Source organism: Synechococcus sp. CS-603, from assembly GCF_977929215.1.
On the sequence record NZ_OZ376778.1, the window covers coordinates 2,084,216 to 2,102,839 of the forward strand.

General features: G+C 62.7%; 21 protein-coding genes. 14 read left to right on the forward strand and 7 right to left on the reverse strand.

Annotation, left to right across the window (positions count from 1 at the left end; genetic code table 11):
* Nucleotides 1-85: 85 nt before the first annotated feature.
* The 4 genes from ACXMDM_RS10945 to folE all read left to right on the forward strand — a co-directional run bounded on the left by ACXMDM_RS10945 (nt 86) and on the right by folE (nt 3,709).
* Nucleotides 86-1,138, forward strand: coding sequence for a long-chain acyl-[acyl-carrier-protein] reductase (locus ACXMDM_RS10945; RefSeq protein ID WP_259722985.1), 1,053 nt, complete (start codon nt 86-88; stop codon nt 1,136-1,138).
* 41 nt (nt 1,139-1,179) lie between these two features.
* Nucleotides 1,180-2,169, forward strand: coding sequence for an acetyl-CoA carboxylase carboxyltransferase subunit alpha (locus tag ACXMDM_RS10950; protein WP_071801765.1), 990 nt, complete (start codon nt 1,180-1,182; stop codon nt 2,167-2,169).
* A gap of 77 nt (nt 2,170-2,246) precedes the next feature.
* Nucleotides 2,247-2,957 (forward strand): SDR family oxidoreductase, encoded by a 711-nt coding sequence (locus tag ACXMDM_RS10955; protein WP_071801766.1) that lies wholly within the window; start codon nt 2,247-2,249, stop codon nt 2,955-2,957.
* Between the two features lie 8 nt (nt 2,958-2,965).
* The gene (folE, locus tag ACXMDM_RS10960) at nt 2,966-3,709 is read left to right on the forward strand and encodes a GTP cyclohydrolase I (RefSeq protein ID WP_071801767.1); all 744 of its coding nucleotides are present in this window, start codon (nt 2,966-2,968) and stop codon (nt 3,707-3,709) included.
* Between the two features lie 371 nt (nt 3,710-4,080).
* On the opposite strand, the gene ACXMDM_RS10965 is transcribed toward folE, so the two are convergent.
* Both ACXMDM_RS10965 and ACXMDM_RS10970 read right to left on the reverse strand, forming a co-directional pair.
* A complete protein-coding gene (locus ACXMDM_RS10965; protein ID WP_233830838.1) occupies nt 4,081-4,569 on the reverse strand; it encodes a hypothetical protein in 489 nt (162 codons plus the stop codon).
* 95 nt (nt 4,570-4,664) lie between these two features.
* On the reverse strand, nt 4,665-5,321 hold the full coding sequence (locus ACXMDM_RS10970; RefSeq protein WP_233830840.1) for a phosphoribosylanthranilate isomerase: 657 nt from the start codon (nt 5,319-5,321) through the stop codon (nt 4,665-4,667).
* An 82-nt stretch (nt 5,322-5,403) separates the two neighbouring features.
* On the opposite strand from ACXMDM_RS10970, the gene ACXMDM_RS10975 reads away from it, so the two are divergent.
* Entirely contained in the window at nt 5,404-6,681 is a 1,278-nt protein-coding gene (locus tag ACXMDM_RS10975) for a site-2 protease family protein (RefSeq protein WP_259722986.1), read from the forward strand.
* Here ACXMDM_RS10975 and ACXMDM_RS10980 read toward each other — a convergent pair.
* A complete protein-coding gene (locus ACXMDM_RS10980; RefSeq protein WP_259722987.1) occupies nt 6,650-7,351 on the reverse strand; it encodes a lipoyl protein ligase domain-containing protein in 702 nt (233 codons plus the stop codon). The two genes, ACXMDM_RS10975 and ACXMDM_RS10980, sit on opposite strands and share 32 nt — an antisense overlap.
* 110 nt (nt 7,352-7,461) lie before the next feature.
* Between ACXMDM_RS10980 and ACXMDM_RS10985 the strand changes: the two genes are divergently transcribed.
* Nucleotides 7,462-8,226 carry a sulfite exporter TauE/SafE family protein gene (locus ACXMDM_RS10985; protein WP_259722988.1) on the forward strand — a complete coding sequence of 255 codons (765 nt, stop codon included), beginning with the start codon at nt 7,462-7,464 and terminating at the stop codon, nt 8,224-8,226.
* Here the strand turns inward: ACXMDM_RS10985 and ACXMDM_RS10990 are convergent.
* Nucleotides 8,223-8,702, reverse strand: a complete 480-nt coding sequence (locus tag ACXMDM_RS10990; protein WP_259722989.1) for a CRR6 family NdhI maturation factor — start codon at nt 8,700-8,702, stop codon at nt 8,223-8,225. The genes ACXMDM_RS10985 and ACXMDM_RS10990 overlap by 4 nt on opposite strands.
* 89 nt (nt 8,703-8,791) lie before the next feature.
* Between ACXMDM_RS10990 and psaM the strand changes: the two genes are divergently transcribed.
* The 5 genes from psaM to ACXMDM_RS11015 all read left to right on the forward strand — a co-directional run bounded on the left by psaM (nt 8,792) and on the right by ACXMDM_RS11015 (nt 12,144).
* Entirely contained in the window at nt 8,792-8,896 is a 105-nt protein-coding gene (gene psaM / locus ACXMDM_RS10995) for a photosystem I reaction center subunit XII (protein WP_071802334.1), read from the forward strand.
* 219 nt (nt 8,897-9,115) lie between these two features.
* A complete protein-coding gene (locus tag ACXMDM_RS11000) occupies nt 9,116-9,448 on the forward strand; it encodes a hypothetical protein (protein WP_259722990.1) in 333 nt (110 codons plus the stop codon).
* A 126-nt stretch (nt 9,449-9,574) separates the two neighbouring features.
* Complete coding sequence (locus ACXMDM_RS11005) at nt 9,575-10,552, forward strand: protochlorophyllide reductase (RefSeq protein ID WP_259722991.1); 978 nt, start codon at nt 9,575-9,577, stop codon at nt 10,550-10,552.
* A 132-nt stretch (nt 10,553-10,684) separates the two neighbouring features.
* Nucleotides 10,685-11,257, forward strand: coding sequence for a hypothetical protein (locus ACXMDM_RS11010; protein WP_259722992.1), 573 nt, complete (start codon nt 10,685-10,687; stop codon nt 11,255-11,257).
* Nucleotides 11,257-12,144: a hypothetical protein gene (locus tag ACXMDM_RS11015; RefSeq protein ID WP_259722993.1), complete on the forward strand. Its 888-nt coding sequence runs from the start codon at nt 11,257-11,259 to the stop codon at nt 12,142-12,144. The genes ACXMDM_RS11010 and ACXMDM_RS11015 overlap by 1 nt, the downstream gene beginning before the upstream one ends.
* Before the next feature lie 27 nt (nt 12,145-12,171).
* Here ACXMDM_RS11015 and bchL read toward each other — a convergent pair whose 3' ends face one another.
* The 3 genes from bchL to ACXMDM_RS11030 form a co-directional block, all read right to left on the reverse strand.
* Complete coding sequence (gene bchL, locus ACXMDM_RS11020; protein WP_259722994.1) at nt 12,172-13,071, reverse strand: ferredoxin:protochlorophyllide reductase (ATP-dependent) iron-sulfur ATP-binding protein; 900 nt, start codon at nt 13,069-13,071, stop codon at nt 12,172-12,174.
* A 194-nt stretch (nt 13,072-13,265) separates the two neighbouring features.
* On the reverse strand, nt 13,266-14,906 hold the full coding sequence (locus ACXMDM_RS11025; protein ID WP_259722995.1) for a ferredoxin:protochlorophyllide reductase (ATP-dependent) subunit B: 1,641 nt from the start codon (nt 14,904-14,906) through the stop codon (nt 13,266-13,268).
* Nucleotides 14,897-16,150: a ferredoxin:protochlorophyllide reductase (ATP-dependent) subunit N gene (locus tag ACXMDM_RS11030; RefSeq protein ID WP_259722996.1), complete on the reverse strand. Its 1,254-nt coding sequence runs from the start codon at nt 16,148-16,150 to the stop codon at nt 14,897-14,899. The genes ACXMDM_RS11025 and ACXMDM_RS11030 overlap by 10 nt, the downstream gene beginning before the upstream one ends.
* A 231-nt stretch (nt 16,151-16,381) precedes the next feature.
* Here ACXMDM_RS11030 and csoS1 point away from each other — a divergent pair, with 231 nt between their 5' ends.
* The 3 genes from csoS1 to ACXMDM_RS11045 all read left to right on the forward strand — a co-directional run bounded on the left by csoS1 (nt 16,382) and on the right by ACXMDM_RS11045 (nt 18,559).
* Nucleotides 16,382-16,693 (forward strand): alpha-carboxysome major shell protein CsoS1, encoded by a 312-nt coding sequence (gene csoS1 / locus ACXMDM_RS11035; protein ID WP_071801779.1) that lies wholly within the window; start codon nt 16,382-16,384, stop codon nt 16,691-16,693.
* 74 nt (nt 16,694-16,767) lie between these two features.
* Nucleotides 16,768-18,180, forward strand: a complete 1,413-nt coding sequence (locus tag ACXMDM_RS11040) for a form I ribulose bisphosphate carboxylase large subunit (protein ID WP_071801780.1) — start codon at nt 16,768-16,770, stop codon at nt 18,178-18,180.
* A 37-nt stretch (nt 18,181-18,217) separates the two neighbouring features.
* A complete protein-coding gene (locus ACXMDM_RS11045; RefSeq protein ID WP_071801781.1) occupies nt 18,218-18,559 on the forward strand; it encodes a ribulose bisphosphate carboxylase small subunit in 342 nt (113 codons plus the stop codon).
* Nucleotides 18,560-18,624: the final 65 nt, after the last annotated feature.

Here is an 18,624-nt window from a genome sequence, read left to right on the forward strand (position 1 = left end):
GGGCTGCGATGTATCGTGCGCAACCAAGCGTCCTCAAGACCACTGTCTCTCTGCAAAGGGTTCGCTTCCCAAGAATTCGGTTTTTATGTTCGGTTTAATTGGCCACTCGAGTAATTTCGAGGAAGCGCGTCAGAAAGCCCGCGACCTCGGCTACGAGGAGTATGCCGATGGTGATCTCGACATGTGGTGCAGCGCACCGCCTCAGATTGTTGAAACGCTGAGCATCACCAGCGCCACGGGTCAGACGATCGAGGGCAGCTACATCGATTCCTGCTTTGTACCGGAGATGTTATCTAGGTTCAAGACGGCGACTCGAAAGGTGCAGAACGCCATGGAGCTTGCCCAGAAACAGGACATCGCCATCACGGCACTGGGAGGGTTCACCTCGATCATCTTCGAGAACTTTGATCTCTCCAAGTTCCAGCAGATTCGCTCCACCACGCTGGAATGGGAGCGCTTCACAACTGGCAACACCCACACCGCCTGGGTGATTTGCCAACAAGTTGAGATCAACGCCCCTTTGCTTGGAATTGATCTGAGTACGGCCAAAGTTGCCGTGGTTGGCGCTACCGGTGACATCGGCAGCGGTGTCTGCCGCTGGCTGCAACAGAAAACCGGCGTTGGCGAGCTGCTGCTGGTGGCCCGTCACCAACAGCGGCTGCTCGATCTCCAGACCTCCCTTGGCGGTGGTCGCATCCTTGCGCTTGAGGAGGCACTTCCGGAAGCTGATGTGGTGGTTTGGGTGGCGAGCCTTCCCCAATCACTGACCATCGATCGGGAGAGCTTGAAAAAGCCTTGCCTGATGATTGATGGGGGCTATCCCAAGAACCTTGACAGCAAAGTGGCCGGCACCGGCATTTATGTTCTCAAAGGCGGAATCGTTGAATTCTTCAGCAACATTGATTGGAAGATGATGGCTGTGGCTGACATGGAGAATCCCCAACGCCAAATGTTTGCCTGTTTCGCTGAGGCGATCTTGCTGGAATTCGAAGGTTGGCATACCAATTTCAGCTGGGGGCGCAACCGCATCTCCATCGACAGCATGCAAACCATCGGCCAGGCCTCCATGCGCCATGGCTTCAAGCCCTTGGGGCTCAATCCGGCGACTCTTCCCCTTCTGGCCAGCACGGCTCACTGAAACAGACGCCCTGAACGTTTCCCACTCTCCTGCTTTCGCCGATGGCCCGACGACCCTTGCTGGAATTCGAAAAGCCCCTGGTGGAGCTTGAGGAGCAGATTGAGCAGATCCGTCAGCTCGCCAAGGATTCTGAAGTCGATGTCAGCCAGCAACTCCTCCAACTCGAAACCCTGGCCACCCGCCGGCGCGAGGAAATCTTCAGTGCCCTGAGCCCCTCCCAGAAGATTCAGGTGGCCCGCCATCCACAGCGGCCCAGCACGCTCGATTACATCCAGGTCATCAGCGAAGAATGGCTGGAATTGCATGGCGACCGCCGTGGCTCTGATGACCAGGCGCTGGTGGGGGGCATCGGCAGAATCGGCGACCAACCCGTTGTGCTGCTCGGCCACCAGAAAGGACGGGACACCAAGGAGAATGTGGCCCGTAATTTCGGCATGGCCTCACCGGGCGGCTATCGCAAGGCCATGCGTCTGATGGACCATGCCGATAGGTTCCGCCTGCCGATCCTCAGCTTCATCGATACTCCCGGCGCCTATGCGGGTGTGTTGGCAGAGGAGCAGGGCCAGGGAGAGGCGATTGCCGTCAATCTGCGGGAGATGTTTCGCCTGCGGGTTCCGGTCATCGCCACCGTGATCGGCGAAGGGGGGTCCGGCGGCGCCCTCGGCATCGGTGTCGCCGACCGCCTGTTGATGTTTGAGCACAGTGTCTACACCGTGGCCAGCCCGGAAGCCTGTGCCTCGATTTTGTGGAGAGATGCCTCCAAAGCGCCGGCAGCGGCGGCGGCACTGAAAATCACCGCCGCCGACCTGCTTCAGCTCGGGGTCGTCGATTTGGTGCTGCCTGAACCCTCCGGAGGCAACCACTGGTCACCGGTCCAGGCGGCCAACACCCTGCGTGAGGCCTTGCTGGAGCAGTTGACCGAGCTCAAGGCGTTGAGCGAATCGGAGCTGCTGAAGCAGCGCTACGACAAGTTTCGGCGCGTCGGTCGCTTCATTGAGGCAGAGGCCACAGATTCTTCGCTAAGCACTTAAAATTCTTACGGTACGTGTTGATTTTCTGAAACCTTGGCTGAAGCCGTGTCTGAAAGTGTGTTTGAAACGGTGATGGTTTGCCTGCTGTCCTGATCACCGGTGCCTCAAGGGGCATCGGTGCTGCTGCAGCAAGACGTTTTGCAGGTGCTGGCTGGGATCTTTTGCTCTTGGCCCGTTCCAGCTCCGAACTTGACGACCTGGCTGAATCGCTGCGATCCTGCGGTCGTCAAGTTGGGGTCGTCTCGGCCGATCTCAGCGTGCCTGAATCCATTCAGCGATCCATCCAGGAATTGCTTTCCTTTGGCATCACACCCAGGGTCGTGATCAACAATGCAGGAGCCGCTTACACCGGATCACTTGCCGAGATGACCCTCAAGCATTGGCAATGGTTGATCCAGCTCAATCTCACCAGCGTGTTCCAGGTCTGTCAGTCCGTTTTGCCGATTTTACGGCAATCGAAAGATGGCTTGATCATCAACGTGAGTAGCCATGCAGCCCGCAAGGCCTTCCCCGAGTGGGGGGCTTATTGCACATCAAAAGCTGCGCTCGAAGCCTTCAGCCGATGCCTCTCCGAGGAGGAACGTGGTAATGGCGTTAGGGTCAGCACCCTGACGCTTGGTGCGGTTGACACCCCCCTCTGGGGTACGGATACCGTCCATGCCTCCTTCGACACCCGTGCCATGCTTGCAGCAGATCAAGCGGCTGAAGCCCTGCTGTTTATGGCTCAGCAACCTTCTTCCCAAGTGGTCGAAGATCTGACCCTCATGCCCGCCACTGGCGCGCTCTAACTTCTCCCATGACCTCCACTCTCCCGACCAATCCCTTTTCCCTGGCCAAGACACCGGAGGTGGGACCTGCCCCCGTGAGCCTCCGCATTCGCGAGCGCCTCCAAAACTCCGGGGTATCCTTCTTCGCCAATGACAACATCGCCGACCATCTCCTCGATGGAGAGCTCGACCAGCTGGAGGTTGAGGTGGCTGGCAAGGTGCGGGAAATGCTGCGCAGCCTGGTCATTGATATCGACAACGACCACAACACGGAAGAAACGGCTGAACGGGTTGCCCGTATGTACCTCCACGAGGTATTCAAGGGTCGCTACCACAAGCAACCCAAGATTGCCAGTTTCCCGAATGTCAAAAAACTTGATGAGATTTACACCGTAGGACCGATCAGTATTCGTTCTGCTTGTTCCCACCACCTGGTACCCATCCTTGGCAATTGCTGGATTGGCATCAAACCAGGTGATCGGGTGATCGGTCTTTCCAAGTTTGCGCGTGTTGTTGATTGGGTGTTCTCAAGGCCACACATCCAGGAAGAAGCTGTCATGATCCTGGCTGATGAGATTGAACGTCTTTGCTCACCGCAGGGCTTAGCGATTTTGGTCAAGGCCCAGCACTACTGCATGAAGTGGCGTGGTGTGAAAGAACCCCAAACCAGCATGGTGAATTCCGTCGTTCGTGGAGATTTCCGCCACGACCCTAGTCTCAAGCAAGAATTCTTCGAGTTGGTGCGCCAACAGGAATCGATGCTGTCCACCTGATAGCAAGCTGACTCCAGAACGAATTCAAGCCTTTCTTGACGAGAGCGATTTTGAAGGCGAAAGCGTTCTTGAATCGCTCCAGCAAGACCTTATTGCAATGACAGGCCTTCCTTCAACAAGGAAGGCTTTTCATGTCTTGCTACTCTTGGCACTCAGCGCAGAGGACAGCTTTAGGGTTCAAACTGTTTGAATATAATATTTTCAATCCGGCCTATTTGATTGAATATGACCTTTTTGGATGCTATCATTTTGGATCTGACCTATTAGGACTAAACTGGCTAGAATCAAATACAATTTACAATTAAATCCAAGGAAAGGCCAAAGAAAGAGTCAAAGTTTGAATTGCAGCCGGCATTAGGCCGGTTCCACCGTTAAGGCTGAACAATCGGTCCCAGTGGTTTTGAGCTCTGCCGCTGTGTCGTCTCCCCGGATTGGATCACCGAAACAACCATCAATTGCTGGTCTAAATCGGCCGTTGTGACCACATAAGTGGTTCCTTCGGCGCCTTCGATCAGCTGCCAGACCTGCTGATCTGGCGCCAGGCGATACCAATGGAACTCTGATGTGGTGGCCGGAAGTGAGGCTGTCAGCACAGCTCCAACCAGCGCAGGGCCACTAAGCAGAACCTGCTCAACGGCTTTCATCTGTTGATCGATTCCACCCTCTATCGCCTGGTCGGCGCTGATGGCCTGGCGCAGGATTTTGATCTGCTGCTCCGGGTCTGTGCTCAATCCCGGCACGCACTGGAGGCTTCCGTTGACCAGCTGGCAGCCGGGCAGCATGCCCTGGGCGCTGGCGATAACAGGGAACAACAACAGGACCAGCAGGGCACGCGCTGGGGAACGAAAGAACAGGGTCAAGGCAGGCTGAGCGACGGGAGGGGTCGTGAGAATGTGGTTGGTCATTGGGCAATCCTGGCTCCCATCGCCAAACACTGCCACTTCTGAGGCTCGCATCAATCCAGGCCCGCCCCCTTGACGCTCTTCACCAGCTGGATTACCCGCGCGAGGTCCTTGTCCCCGGGGGCAAGTTCCAGCGAACTCGACGCATCGAGGCCATCGGGTTGGACCGCGCTCAGAACCGCACCCACCGTTTCCGGCGAAATACCGCCCGCCAGCCACCAAGGCACCCCAGGGCGGAAGCCTGCCAACCATTCGAGCGGGATCCGCCGGCCACTGCCGCCGAGCTGGCCCGGCACCCAGGCATCGAGCAGCACCGCTTCGACCACCCCGCTGTAGGCATGCACCTGGTTGAGGTCACTGGGCTTGGCGATGCGCAGGGCCTTCCAGAGGGGACAGCCCAGCAGGGTTGACAGTTGCACGCATCGCTCCGGTGTCTCCTGGCCATGCAGCTGAAGCAGCGCATGGCCGCCCTGCTCGGGGCGTAACGGATCAAGATCCCCGTCCTCCGGGTCTGCGACCACCAGCACACCCCGGCAGTGGGGGTTGGCACGCCCCATGGCCCCAAACAGGGCCGGGCGCTCCGCCGGATTCAACCAGCGGGGGGTACCCGGCACAGCAATCACTCCGAGGGCATCCACGCCGAGAGCCGCCACCGCCGCCGCCTGATCCGCTCGGCGCAGGCCACAGATTTTCAGCAACGGAGCAGGCACGGTGTGGATGGAGCGGAAGTGTTTCTAGGATCAGGCCTTGACGTCTTCAGGCTCTACCTGGGGCAGTAGCGGATTGAATCGCGTGGGCGAAGGATGGTTGCTGTTGAAGATTCGGGGCATTCCCCTGAGGATCCACCCCAGTTGGTTCGTGATCCTGGGCCTGGCCACCGTCAGCTTTGAGCAGCAGTACGGCGCACGCTTCGCCGGCCAGGCCTCCGTTCTAGGGCTCTGGCTGATGGCCCTGCTCACCGCCTTGCTGCTGTTCGTCTCGGTGCTGCTCCACGAACTGGGCCATTCCTTTGTGGCCATGGCCTACGGCGTCAAGGTCCGCAGCATCACCCTGTTCCTGCTTGGCGGTGTCGCCACGGTGGAGCGGGAATGCAGCACGGCCCTGTCAGCCCTGCAGGTGGCGGCCGCCGGTCCCCTTGTCAGCCTGGTGCTGGCCTCGGTCCTGCTGCTGGGCAGCCATTCGGTGTCCCATGCCTGGCCCCTGGCCGGTGAGGTGGTGCAGCAGCTCGGCGTCCTCAACCTGGTGCTGGGGCTGTTCAATCTCCTGCCCGGTCTGCCCCTCGATGGCGGCTTGATCGTCAAGGCCCTGGTCTGGCAATTCACCGGCAGCCAGCGCCGTGGCATTCAGGTGGCCGCTGCCATCGGTCGCTTCCTGTCGCTGATGGCGATCGGCATGGGCACGCTGTTCGTGCTGCGTGGCGGCGGCTTCGGCGCCTTCTGGTTGATCCTGCTGGGCTGGTTCGGCCTTGGGGCTTCGCGCAACCAACTCCAGCAGCTCTCGCTGGAGGAGGCGATGCGCGAACTCAAAGTGGGAGACGCCGCAGCCCGTCGCTTTCGGGTGCTGGAATCTGATGCTTCCCTGCGGGACCTCAGCCAGCTGCGCCTCAGCGACGATTCCTCCCTGCCCGCTGACTGGGTTCTGATCTGCGACCGGGGGCGATGGCAGGGGGTGATTGACGACCAGGCCCTGCAGTCGTTGCCCGTGCAGCGCTGGGACGGCGAGCGCGTGGGTGATCATCATCAGCCGTTAGATAGCCTGCCCTCGATCACCAGCGGCGAACCGCTCTGGCAAGCCGCCCTCAAACTCGATGCCGACGGCGTCAACCGTTTGCTGGTGCTCAGCAATGCCGGGCTGCCCTCGGGCACCATCGAGCGCCCGGAACTCTCCGACGCCGTGTTGAAGCGCCTGGGCCTACGCCTGCCCGCGCCACTGATAGAAGCGGCCCGGCGTCAGGGGGCCTATCCCCTGGGGCTGGCCCTGGGCCAGGTGGCCCGGAGCATGGCCAACGCCGCACCAGCGGATCCAGACCCCGAACCACTCACAGCAGCGAAGCAGGCTCCGCTGGGCTGAGGCGGAAGCGCTGCCGGCGCGGCGCAATCGCCGCGAGCTCCTGGGGCTGCAAGGGCAAAATATCAAAGCCCGCAGGGGCTAACTGCCTTTCAGCGAAGCGGCACAAGTGCTCTGCCAGTGCCGATCCGCTGAGCGGCAGGGGATCGAGCTGGGGTGGATCGGCAGCGAACACCTCCTGCCAGAGCTGACGACAAGGATCGAGCTGCACGCTGCCGTGCTGCAACAACTGGCCCTGTCTCCAGAGCTGGGCACTGCCAACCCGTTTCACCCCCTGGGCGGCATCCACCAGATCGGCCGTAGTGCTGCTGGCAAAACAACTGCTGGCCTGCAGGCTGACTGCCGCTTCCCCGAAGCGCAGGGGCTGCCCCAGCTCCTCCATAGCCTGTCGCAGCCAGTCAGTAGCGAGGCCGTAGGCCAAGGCGGGAGGCCGGGGGGCATGCGGCCAGAGCAGGGCATAGGTGAGACAGCCCCCATGCAGTACCGCCCGGCCGCCACTGGGCCGGCGCACGATGGCGATCCGCCCCTGCTCCTGCAGCAGGCGCCAGCTGGGCTCCACCCGGCGTTGGTGGAAGCCCAACGACAGGGTGGGCCGCGCCCAGGTGTAAAGGCGCAAAACCGGAGAACCTTCGCCGGCCACGAGTTGATCGAGAAGCCAATCGTCGATGGCCATCTGCCAGTCGCCCGTCCAAGCCAGCGGTGGAATCCAACGCCAGCGACGTGGCAGGGGAGGGGGGATGGTGGATCCTGGAGCCAATGGCCACCAACGCTCTAGGCCCAATCATGCCGTTGGAGCTTCTGCCCCTGATCCCGCTGGGCCTGCTGGCGGGGGTCTTCTCTGGCCTGCTGGGCGTCGGCGGCGGCCTGGTGTTCTCCCCAATCCTGCTGCTGCTGGGCCTCAGCCCCCACCAGGCCCTGGCCACCAGCACCCTGGCGATCGTTCCCACCACCTTGGGGGGCACCGTCTCCCACCTGCGGGCCGGCCGGCTGCCGCTGCGCTCTGGCGCCTGCGTCGGACTCAGCGCTGTGGCCAGCGGGCTGATCTTCAGCCGGCTGGGCGGGCTGCTGAGTGGCTGGCACCTGCTGGCCCTGCAGGCGTTGATGTATGGCCTGCTGGCCCTGACGATCGACCCGACCGAGAAGACCCTCAGCCAAAGCGAGGATCGCCCGGCCGCGGTGGCCGGCCTGATCGGGGTCGGGGCTGTCGGCGGCTTTGCCGGCGGACTCCTGGGCCTGGGCGGGGGCCTGTTGATGGTGCCGCTGATGGTGCGGGGCCTGCGCGTGCCGTTGCGCCAGGCGATCCGGCTCAGCACCCTGGCGGTGCTCTGCTCCAGTTCGGCAGCCTCGCTTCAGTTTCTGGCCGGTGAACGGGTCAACACGGCGATGGCCCTGCTGCTCGGAGGTGCTGCCGCGTTCTCTGCCCGTTGGTCAGCGGCCCGGCTCGACCGGGTCAGCGAGCGCAAACTCGCCTGGTCGCTGCGCTTGATCACCATGCTGCTGGCCGCCGACTGGGGCCGTCGCGCCCTCATGCTGGCCTTGGCGAATTAGGGTAGGGCTTCCCAGAACGACGGATCGAGCTCAAAACCCAGCATCGCCGCCACCTGGCCCAGGCTCTGGCGACAACGAAGTCCGTGCAGGGCACTCCAGTCGTCGAGCAGGAACAGTCGGTGGGTGATCCACAGCTCAAGCGATTCCGGGGCAAAGCGGATGCCTTCGTTGCGGCTGAATCCATGGGGAAGCAGCATCGCCACATGGCGGCAGAGCTGGCCCGTACTGCGCTCCAGCACCAGCGGCAGCCAGGGATGGAGTGCATCGGCACGGAGAGTCCAGAGCCGCAGCTCTGGCCATTCAGAGAGCTCGCGGGGATCTCCTTCAGGCCGGGGCCAGTCGAAATGGAGTTCCAGTTCGCCGGCCTGCTCCAGCAGCACAGCCGGTGGCAGATCATGCCAGTGCTGCAGGGGGCTTAGATCCAGGCGACGGATCTGGTCGGCATGGATCGTGATCGAAGTCGGGGAGGAAGCCATCAAGAGCTATGACAACCCACTGCCAGGACGTGGCGGGGGGCGGGATCGAGCTGAACAATGGTGGCGACATTTGTTATCGGTCGCCTGCCATGGTCACAACACTCAGTCAGGCAGAAGTGCTCATCGCCCTTGTGGTCGCCGCCCATGCCGGCGTGCTGGCCATTCGCCTCTGCGTCAGCCTCTACAACGCCTGATCGGCCGTTGGCCCTTGGCAGTGGGGCCTGGAGCTGCTAGAAGCAAGCCAGTACCGCATCGGTCCATTGGCCTCCGCGCAGCGTCTTGTGCCCCCAGGGGCGGATCAAACCAGGGTTTTGACGCGGAAACCCGAGGATCAAAGACGCGGACGGGGCAAAAGAGGTGACGCAGCCGGTGCCATCAAGGCCGTTCCCAGCCGCGTCTCCGCCTCCCCTCGGGTGGTTCCAATCCCGTCCGGTGAGCGGCAGGAGCTGCTCTGCAGCGTGATTGGCCTCACCGTCAAGCTGGGGGTCGGCCTTGTTGCTGGCGTGAGCTTGACCCACCTGGCTTCGGCGTATCAGCAACGGCTCGACAGTCACAGCGAAGTCAGCGCCATCCTTGAGCTCGAAACGGCACGGCTGCGCCGGGCCCAGAACCGTTTCGACAAACTCTTTTCCACCGAAGGACAGGAACGGCTGATGCGCGAGCAGGAGCAGTGGATTGCTCCAGACCGTTTGCGCGTTGTCTGGGAAGCTCCCCAGCAACCGGCCAAGCTCCAATCCCAGCTCTGATCGAGCGGCCCAGACGCCAATCCTTCAGGGCTCCAACCATTTCCTTCTGTTGAATTCTCAGGGCCATGGCCCTCTGAAGACCACTCTCTGTCGTTAGGTAAGGGCAACTTGAAGTGAAGCGCCCGAATGGCGTCAGATCCGTCCCCTTCCTCCGGCACCGTGATGATCACCGGCTCCTCCTCGGGAGTTGGTCTCTACGCCACCAAGGCCCTGACTGATCGAGGCTGGCATGTGGTGATGGCCTGCCGCGATACCGCCAAAGCGCGGGCGGCGGCCACGGAACTCGGCATAGCCCAGAGCGCCGTCACCCATCTGCAGGTCGACCTCGGGGATCTCGAGAGCGTGCGCCGACTGGTTGATGCCTTCAAAAGCAGCGGTCTGCCACTCGATGCCTTGGTCTGCAATGCGGCCGTCTATTTGCCGCTGCTCAAGGCACCGCAGCGCTCCCCCCAGGGCTATGAGCTGTCGATGGCGACCAATCACTTCGGCCATTTCCTGCTGATCCAGCTCCTGCTTGAGGATCTCAAGCGCTCCAATCACCCGTCACGCCGGCTGGTGATTCTGGGAACGGTCACGGCCAACTCCAAGGAGCTGGGTGGCAAGATCCCCATCCCTGCACCGGCGGATCTCGGCGACCTCTCCGGTTTCAAATCGGGATTCAAAGCCCCGATCGCCATGGCCAGCGGCAAGCCCTTCAAACCTGGCAAGGCCTACAAGGACAGCAAGCTCTGCAACATGATCACCACCCAGGAGTTGCACCGTCGCTTGCATGGAAGCAGCGGAATCGTGTTCAGTTCCCTCTATCCCGGCTGCGTGGCCGACACACCACTATTCCGCAACAGCTATCCGCTGTTCCAGAAGATCTTCCCCTGGTTCCAAAAGAACGTCACCGGTGGCTACGTCAGCCAGGAGCTCGCCGGGGAGCGAGTCGCCCAGGTGGTGGCCGATCCCGGCTTCGCCGTCTCCGGGGCCCACTGGAGCTGGGGTAACCGCCAAAAGCAGGGCGGCAAACAGTTTGTTCAGGAGCTCTCAGAAAAGGCCAGCGACCCCGGCATCGCCAGCTTGACCTGGGATCTCTCGATGCAATTGGTCGGTCTGGACTGATTGGTTCTGGGCTGATTAGTTCTGGGCTGGCTGGGTCTATTTTGATGGCCACCTCCAGCCCAGGCGCTCTTTGATTCACGCTTAATTGCACTTACTCCCAGTTTCATTCACCCTTCGTCGCTGAGAACCCTGATGACCCGCCCGTTGCGCTGGATTCTTGGTCTGGTGGTAGCCGCCGGGCTGCTGCTTGGGGGAGCGCTGCTGATCCCCTTCGGCGATTGGCTCCCAGGCGGCACGGTGGCCAATGTTCCTAACCAGGAGGTGGTCAACGGCACCGCCTTCAACCGACTGTTCCCGGCACCGGTGGCAGGCGAGCAGTTGTTGTTCAGCCAGGAAAAGCGGGGGTTCAGCGAAGCCCGATTGAGGCGCGGAGGCGAGTTAGTGGCGCTGCTGGCCATCTCCGACACCACCACCGCACCGGAAGCCCGTGAGAAATTCGGGTCATCGCAGAACGCAGTGGCCGGCTGGCCCCTGGTGGAGCAAGGCAGCCAGGCCAGCGCGCTGCTGGTGGGCGGTCGCTTCCAGGTGAAGGTGATCGGCCAGGGCGACGGCCTCGACCTCCAGGCGCGCCATGAGCTGCTCGAAAGCTTCGATCTCACTGCCCTGGCCCGCCTCAGGCCCAGCCTCTCGACCGTCTCTGCCCGTAAGGCCCCTGCCACTCCTGCGCCCGCAGCGATTGGATCCGCCCCTGCCCTGGCCAGCTGATGGGCCGCACCGTTCTCGAGCGTCTGGACCGTCTGCCCCGCCGTGATCTCACGGTGCTGGCCCTCAAGGGTCTCAGCACCCTGGTGCCGGGAGGCTGGACCAACATCACCAATGCTGACCAGCTGATCCAGGACGTGATCGGTGACACGGATCCCGCCCTGGTCGCCCGGATACGCGCCCGCGCCGATCAGCTGAGCCGGGCCCGCGCCGAGGGCTATGGGCGTGCCCTCAGCCTTTATGACGCCGTCAACCGTTCGCAGCACGCGGCCGGAGGCCTGCGGGTGCTGGCCAATCTGAGCGCCGGCTTGCCCTTGCTCAAGCGTCTGGCTGACGTGACGCCACCAGGCGACACTCTGCAAGCTGTGGACCTGAGCCTGAAGGTGGGCTCCGAGTTGCTGGCCTTCACCCAGGTGAACGGCCTGCCCGGCGACAGCTTCGGCGATTTCGGCGCCGCCCTGGCCGACTATGCCGGGGAGGCCCGGGTGCGGATGGCGGCCCTGATCTGCTTTGACGCGTTGCTACCGCTGGGTGACCAGGCCCTGCAGAAGCTTGACAGCCTGCTGGGGGCGGCCAACCGCAAGGATCTGAACCGGCTGCCTGCCTACCGGCAGATGGCTGGCCTGATCCCGGGCCGCAGCGACGACGCCCACCTCAGCTTTCTGCGCCGTGGCGTCGATCAATGGCTGGGCTGGGCGGGCGGATTCGTGGGCGAGCTGGGCCTCACCGCCCAGGGAACTGTGCAGGCAGTGGAATCCACGCTTGGCCCCTGGCAGGGCCGGATGGATCAGTTCGCGGCCTTTCTCGATGCGTTCACAGACACCTACGCCCACACGGGCGTACAGGCGGTGGCGCGCCGCCTGGTGGAGCGCGCCACCGCTGAAGTCTGATCAGATGGATCAGATCGATCCGGTGGATCAGTCGAAGCCCAGGAGATCAAAGATGTCGCGATCTTTGAGCGAATCGGCCTCCAGCGGCTCCACATCGCTGAGCATCTTCTGGGCCAGGCTCAGGTATTCCCGCTGCACGGCTTCCACTTCCGGGGTGGATTCCATTTCAAAAATGGTGCACTTCTTCAGGCGTGATTTCCGGATGGCATCGACGGTCTTGAAGTGGGCCATGGTACGCAGACCGGTGCGTTCGTTGAACTTGTCGATCTGATCGGTTTCTTCAGAGCGGTTGGCAATTACACCGCCAAGCCGCACTTTGTAGTTCTTCGCCTTGGCGTTGATCGCCTGCATGATCCGGTTCATGGCGAAGATCGAATCGAAATCGTTCGCTGTCACAATCAGGCAGTAGTCGGCATGCTGGAGAGGAGCAGCAAAGCCACCACAGACCACGTCTCCGAGCACATCGAAGATCACCACATCGGTGTCTTCCAGCAGATGGTGTTCCTTCAGCAATTTCACCGTCTGCCCGGTCACATAGCCGCCGCAACCTGTGCCTGCCGGGGGACCGCCCGACTCCACGCACATCACGCCGTTGTAGCCCTCAAACACGAAATCCTCAGGCCGCAGTTCCTCGGTGTGGAAGTCCACGGTTTCGAGGATGTCAATCACCGTGGGCACCATCTTCTTGGTGAGGGTGAAGGTGCTGTCGTGCTTGGGGTCACAGCCGATCTGGAGCACACGCTTTCCGAGCTTCGAGAAGGCCGCTGAAAGATTCGAAGAGGTGGTGGATTTGCCGATGCCCCCCTTGCCGTACACCGCGATCACCAGGGCACCGGTCTCGATGTTCATCGAGGTGTCCTGGTGAACCTGAAGGCTGCCTTCGCCATCGGAACTGCGGCTGGTCGGGGTCGTGAGGGTCGCTGTCATCGGCGGATTTCCTTGCCTGCAAACGGGGCCAGAAACTGGCACTTGTCCCATGTAAACCGAGCCTCGATGGGGCCGTTGGCGGGCGGTGCAAACCGAAACATCCCGGGAACAAAACCGTGCCACCCTCTGCCTTTGTGCAGGCTGAATCTGCCTCCGCCACGCCAGCGAGCCCACACAATTCGGCCTCAGGGCGCCTACTTGCTGTAATGAGCTTTGGCGTCGTAGAGCACTTCCTCGGTGATCTCCCCGAGGGCGTTATCACGGGCAAAGGTTTCGGTGTTGGTTTTCACCTTGCCGCGCACGAAAAAAGGAATCTTGCGCAGGGCAGCCTCACCATCGACGCTCCAGATCAGCGCGCCTTCAGCCAAGGGCAAGGAGGACGGTTGCAGAGAGGACGATGGCAGAGGAGGCGGTGGCGATGACGCAACGGCCACGGCCTGGGCCGCTTCAGCCATGCCACCTGGACGGCTGGGTGCCCCATCGGCCAGGTGGCTGCGGTGCCCTTCAACGAATTCGAAGTCATGCCGGAACATGCCGATCAGGTGTTCCTCCAGGCCCATCATCAGCGGATGCACCCAGGAATCGAAGATCACATTCGCCCCTTCCCAGCCCATCTGGGGGGCATAGCGGGCCGGCACATCCTGGACATGCAGCGGCGAACTGATCACGGCGCAGGGGATCCCCAGCCGTTTGGCACTGTGGCGCTCCATCTGGGTGCCGAGCACCAGCTCTGGGGCCGCATCGCCCATCGCCTTCTCCACGGCCAGGTAGTCGTCGGTGATCAGGGCTTCGAGGCCCAGGTCGCTGGCAGCGGCCCGGACCTCGCGGGCCAGTTCACGGCTGTAGGTGCCCAGGCCCACCACCGTGAAGCCCAGCTCGTCGGCCGCAATCCGCGCTGCCGCTATCGCGTGGGTGGCGTCGGCAAAGATGAACACCCGCTTGCCGGTGAGGTAGGTGGAATCCACCGAACGGGAATACCAGGGCAGGCGGGAGCGCAGATCCGCCTCATTCGATTCCGGAGGCTCCAGACCCAGCAATGCGGAGAGTTCACGCAGAAAGCGGCGGGTGGCACCGACCCCGATTGGCACGGTGCGCAGCACCGGGGTACCGAAGTTCCGCTCCAGCCAGCTGCATAACGGTCCTGCCACCTCCGGGTACAGGCAGACGTTGGCATCGGCCACAGGCAGACGCAGCAGATCTGAGGGGCGGGCCCCCAGCGGAGCCACCAGGTTCACGTCAATGCCGTGTTCGCCCAGCAGGCCCCTGATCTCCTTGATGTCATCGCGGCAGCGGAAGCCCAGCAGGCTGGGCCCCAGCAGGTTCACCCGGGGCCGGCGGCCTTCGGATTTCCAGCGATCCGGGGCCGGCTTTGAGCTCCCCGGCGCCGGCATGCGTTCGCGCAGCAGGGTGCGGCAGAGCTGGTAGAGGGTTTCAGCCGCCCCCCAATTTTCCTTTTTGGAGTAGGCGGGCAGCTCCAGATTCACCACCGGCAGGCCGAGGCCCATGCCGCCGGCGAGGGCGCCCGGTTGGTCCTGGATCAGTTCCGCCGTGCAGCTCTCGCCCACGAGCAGGGCCTCGGGGCGGAAGCGGTCCACCGCCTGCTGGATCGAGCGCGTCACCAGCTCGGCAGTGTCTCCGCCCAGATCACGGGCCTGAAACGTGGTGTAGGTGACGGGCGGACGGCGATCACGCCGCTCGATCATCGTGAACAACAGGTCGGCGTAGGTGTCGCCCTGGGGCGCATGCAGCACGTAGTGCAGGCCTTCCATCGAAGCGGCGATGCGCATCGCCCCCACGTGGGGGGGGCCTTCGTAGGTCCAGAGGGTCAGTTCCATTGCAGAAGCTCGCGGCGGTGCAGGGGGCGGGCAAACAGTTCGGCCAGATCGGCGGCCTGGTCGATGCCATGGATGGGGCTGAACACCAGTTCAATCGACCACTTGGTGGCGATGCCTTCTGCCTCCAGCGGGTTAGCGAGCCCCAGGCCGCAGACCACCAGATCGGGACGGGCGGCGCGGACCCGCTCAAGCTGACGTTCCAGGTCCTGGCCTTCGCTGAGCTGGGTGCCATCGGGCAACAGGGCCAGTTCCTCGGCCATCAAGGTGCGATCGAGGTAGGGGGTGCCCACCTCCACCAGGTCCATGCCGCATTCACGGCTGAGAAACCGGGCCAGGGGGATCTCCAGCTGGGAGTCGGGCATCAGGAACAGGCGCTTGCCCTCCAGTTGGCGCCGCAGCGGCACCAGGGCCCGGCGGCCACGCTCCACCAGGGGATCGAGCACCTCCGCCACCCGGGCCTCATCCACAGCGAAGGCCGCAGCGGCGGCGGCCATCCAGGCACGGCTGCCTTCGACGCCCAGCGGATAGGGGCTGGGGAGACGGCGGGCGCCGCGGCGCTCAAGGGCGCGAACGGTGTCGCTGAGGAACGGCTGGGCCATCAGCAGCCTGGTGCCGGCTCCGACGCTGGGCAGGTCGGTGGACTGGCGCGGCGGCAGGCTGCGCACCGGCCCCACTCCCAGGCGCTCGAACAGGGTGAGCAGGCGGTCTTCGACGCCATCGGCCAGGGTGCCGACCAGCAACAGCTGGTCGTCGTCGCAGCGGGGGAGCAGGGGCACCAGGGCACTGAGGGCGCCGTCCTCCCCCTGCGTGAACGTGGTCTCGATACCACTGCCGGAATAGTTCACCACCCGCACGCGGCCGCGCAGGCGGGTGGTGATGCGCTCGGCCGCCTTGGCCAGGTCCAGCTTGATCACCTCCGAAGGGCAGGACCCCACCAGAAACAGGGTGCGGATCTCGGGGCGGCGTTCCAGCAGGTCGCCCACCACCCGGTCAAGTTCCTCGTTGGCATCGGCCAAGCCGGCCAGGTCGCGTTCGCCGAGGATCGCGGTGCCGAAACGCGGTTCGGCGAAAATCATCACCCCGGCCGCCGACTGGACCAGGTGGGCACAGGTGCGGGAGCCGACCACCAGAAAAAAGGCGTCGGGCATGCGGCGATGCAACCAGACGATGGAGGTGAGTCCACAGAAGACCTCCCGCTGGCCGCTTTCACGCAACAAGGGCGGCAGGGTCGGCGTTGAGGCCATGGGCACAGGTGATCGTCCCTTCCTGGCTAATCCGTCCGGGGCTCAAGGGTGAGGAGTGAGTGCCAGGGGAACGGTTTCCTTCACACGGCTTAACAACTAAGAACCCATGAGCAGCGCTTATCAAGGCAAGCAAAGACCTTGATGGTGAAGGACCCCCAGATTGCTTGACGACGGGGTACGTCGAAGAGCAGTGTTCTGAGCGAACCTCCTCCCTCTGTTCCGGAGTCGTCAATGGCGAGTGAAACAATGGGCATCGCCCTCGGCATGATCGAAACGCGTGGCTTGGTGCCCGCCATCGAAGCGGCCGACGCGATGACCAAAGCGGCTGAAGTCCGTCTGATTGGCCGTGAATTCGTTGGTGGTGGCTACGTCACCGTCCTCGTGCGCGGAGAAACCGGTGCCGTCAACGCAGCCGTTCGTGCCGGCGCTGATGCCTGCGAGCGTGTTGGAGATGGTCTGGTTGCCGCCCACATCATTGCGCGCCCCCACCGTGAAGTCGAGCCTGCTTTGAACAGCAGCTTTGGAATCGGTTCGAAGGACTGAAATCTGACGCGCCCCTGAATCGACGGGCGCTCAGCCCACACCTTCCCAACTGAATCCATACGGAGAAATTCCCCATGAGCAAAAAGTTTGACGCCGGGGTCAAGGAGTACAGGGATACCTACTGGACTCCTGACTATGTTCCCCTCGACACCGACCTGCTGGCCTGTTTCAAGGTCACCGGTCAGGACGGTGTTCCCAGGGAGGAAGTGGCAGCCGCAGTGGCAGCCGAATCCTCCACCGGCACCTGGTCGGCGGTCTGGTCCGAGCTCCTCACCGACCTCGATTTCTACAAAGGCCGTTGCTACCGGATCGAAGACGTCCCCGGTGACAAGGAGTCGTTTTACGCCTTCGTGGCCTACCCCCTTGATCTCTTCGAGGAAGGTTCGGTCACCAACGTGCTCACCTCCCTGGTGGGCAACGTGTTCGGCTTCAAGGCTTTGCGCCACCTCCGTCTGGAAGACATCCGCTTCCCGATGGCTTTCATCAAGACCTGCCCCGGCCCGCCGAACGGCATCTGCGTCGAGCGCGACCGGATGAACAAGTACGGCCGTCCCCTGCTCGGTTGCACGATCAAGCCGAAGCTCGGCCTCTCCGGCAAGAACTACGGCCGGGTGGTCTACGAGTGTCTTCGCGGTGGCCTGGATTTCACCAAGGACGACGAGAACATCAACTCCCAGCCGTTCCAGCGCTGGCAGAACCGTTTCGAGTTCGTTGCTGAAGCCGTCGAATCGGCCCAACAGGAAACCGGCGAGAAGAAGGGGCACTACCTCAACTGCACCGCCGCCACTCCTGAGGAGATGTACGAGCGCGCTGAGTTCGCCAAAGAACTCGGCCAGCCGATCATCATGCACGACTACATCACCGGCGGCTTCACTGCCAACACCGGTCTGTCGAAGTGGTGCCGCAAGAACGGCATGCTGCTGCACATTCACCGTGCCATGCACGCGGTGATCGACCGTCACCCCAAGCACGGCATCCACTTCCGGGTGCTGGCCAAGTGCCTGCGCCTCTCCGGTGGTGACCAGCTGCACACCGGCACCGTGGTGGGCAAGCTTGAAGGCGACCGTCAGACCACCCTGGGCTTCATTGACCAGCTGCGTGAATCCTTCATCCCTGAAGACAGGAGCCGCGGCAACTTCTTCGACCAGGACTGGGGTTCGATGCCCGGCGTCTTCGCCGTGGCCTCCGGCGGTATCCACGTCTGGCACATGCCGGCCCTGGTGGCGATTTTCGGCGACGATTCCGTGCTCCAGTTCGGTGGAGGTACCCACGGCCACCCCTGGGGTTCGGCCGCTGGCGCCGCCGCCAACCGGGTGGCACTCGAAGCCTGCGTCAAGGCCCGCAACGCCGGCCGCGAGATCGAGAAGGAAAGCCGCGACATCCTGATGGAAGCCGCCAAGCACAGCCCTGAGCTCGCCATCGCCCTTGAGACCTGGAAGGAGATCAAGTTCGAATTCGACACCGTCGACAAACTCGACGTCAATTGATGTTTTTCCGTTCCCCTCCCCCTAACCAAGGATCCCCATGCCCTTCATGAGCACCGTGGGTGACTATCAAACAGTCGCCACCCTGGAGACATTCGGCTTTTTGCCCCCGTTCTCCCAGGACGAGATCTATGACCAGATCGCTTACATCATTGCCCAGGGATGGAGCCCCCTGGTCGAGCACGTTCACCCCAGCCGCTCAATGGCGACCTACTGGTCGTTCTGGAAGCTGCCCTTCTTCGGTGAGAAGGATCTTGGCGTGATCGTCAGCGAGCTCGAGGCTTGCCATCGGGCCTATCCCGATCACCACGTCCGGCTCGTCGGCTACGACGCCTACACCCAGAGCCAGGGCTCCTGCTTCGTCGTGTTCGAAGCACGCTGAAGGGTTTGATCGGTCCCGGCTCAGGCCGGGACCACCCCTTCTTCTGATTGTTCAGGCCACTTAAC

Coding starts and splice junctions, on each gene's coding strand:
- ACXMDM_RS10945 (WP_259722985.1), top strand. CDS start 86: ATGTTCGGTTTAATTGGCCACTCGAGTAATTTCGAGGAAGCGCGTCAG.
- ACXMDM_RS10950 (WP_071801765.1), top strand. CDS start 1,180: ATGGCCCGACGACCCTTGCTGGAATTCGAAAAGCCCCTGGTGGAGCTT.
- folE (WP_071801767.1), top strand. CDS start 2,966: ATGACCTCCACTCTCCCGACCAATCCCTTTTCCCTGGCCAAGACACCG.
- ACXMDM_RS10980 (WP_259722987.1), bottom strand. CDS start 7,351: ATGGCCATCGACGATTGGCTTCTCGATCAACTCGTGGCCGGCGAAGGT.
- ACXMDM_RS10985 (WP_259722988.1), top strand. CDS start 7,462: ATGCCGTTGGAGCTTCTGCCCCTGATCCCGCTGGGCCTGCTGGCGGGG.
- ACXMDM_RS10990 (WP_259722989.1), bottom strand. CDS start 8,702: ATGGCTTCCTCCCCGACTTCGATCACGATCCATGCCGACCAGATCCGT.
- psaM (WP_071802334.1), top strand. CDS start 8,792: ATGGTCACAACACTCAGTCAGGCAGAAGTGCTCATCGCCCTTGTGGTC.
- ACXMDM_RS11005 (WP_259722991.1), top strand. CDS start 9,575: ATGGCGTCAGATCCGTCCCCTTCCTCCGGCACCGTGATGATCACCGGC.
- ACXMDM_RS11010 (WP_259722992.1), top strand. CDS start 10,685: ATGACCCGCCCGTTGCGCTGGATTCTTGGTCTGGTGGTAGCCGCCGGG.
- ACXMDM_RS11015 (WP_259722993.1), top strand. CDS start 11,257: ATGGGCCGCACCGTTCTCGAGCGTCTGGACCGTCTGCCCCGCCGTGAT.
- bchL (WP_259722994.1), bottom strand. CDS start 13,071: ATGACAGCGACCCTCACGACCCCGACCAGCCGCAGTTCCGATGGCGAA.
- ACXMDM_RS11025 (WP_259722995.1), bottom strand. CDS start 14,906: ATGGAACTGACCCTCTGGACCTACGAAGGCCCCCCCCACGTGGGGGCG.
- ACXMDM_RS11030 (WP_259722996.1), bottom strand. CDS start 16,150: ATGGCCTCAACGCCGACCCTGCCGCCCTTGTTGCGTGAAAGCGGCCAG.
- csoS1 (WP_071801779.1), top strand. CDS start 16,382: ATGGCGAGTGAAACAATGGGCATCGCCCTCGGCATGATCGAAACGCGT.
- ACXMDM_RS11040 (WP_071801780.1), top strand. CDS start 16,768: ATGAGCAAAAAGTTTGACGCCGGGGTCAAGGAGTACAGGGATACCTAC.
- ACXMDM_RS11045 (WP_071801781.1), top strand. CDS start 18,218: ATGCCCTTCATGAGCACCGTGGGTGACTATCAAACAGTCGCCACCCTG.